This is a genomic window from Pseudomonas sp. KB_15, from assembly GCF_052114525.1.
Lineage (GTDB): Bacteria > Pseudomonadota > Gammaproteobacteria > Pseudomonadales > Pseudomonadaceae > Aquipseudomonas.
In genome coordinates this window covers 1-493 of record NZ_JBFREX010000175.1, presented here as the reverse complement: position 1 = coordinate 493, position 493 = coordinate 1, and the positions used below count along the sequence as shown (strand labels likewise).

Genomic DNA, 493 nt, shown 5'->3' with positions numbered 1-493 from the left:
GCCCAGCGACGCGGCGTCGTTGCCGAACGGGATCGGGTGGTCCATGTACGCGTTGAGCTTGTCGCGCACGAAGGAGGTGTCATCGCCCACCGTCGAGATGATGCCCGTGGTGGCGCCGCCGCCCAGCAGCAGCGTGAAGATGCCGCGATACGGGAAGTCGCCATAGGCCGGGGCGCTGACGTCGAACGGTATCGAGCGCTCGAACATGTCCTCGGCGCTCGTGCCCATCGCCCAGTGGAAGGCATCCGGGAACTGCAGGGCGATGATCTTCGGATTGATGTTGTGGTAATCGCTGCCGATGGCCGGATCGCCGAGGATGTACGTGCCGCCCGTGCCCCAGTTCTGCGTGTCGAAGTTGTCGTTGACCGGGTCCGTGACCAGCGGCGCATGGCTGGCCGGCACCTGCCACGGCATGATCGGCACCTTGAGATCGCGGCTCAGTTCGGCGCAGAAGTCGAAGAAGCGCTTCCACTCGTGCACCCAGTAGCAATAG

The 493-nt window shown here is 64.7% G+C and carries 1 protein-coding gene; it reads right to left on the bottom strand.

Annotation, left to right across the window (positions count from 1 at the left end):
* On the bottom strand, positions 1–493 hold a 493-nt coding region (locus AB4Z35_RS30315), incomplete at both ends, for a hypothetical protein (RefSeq protein WP_442101203.1).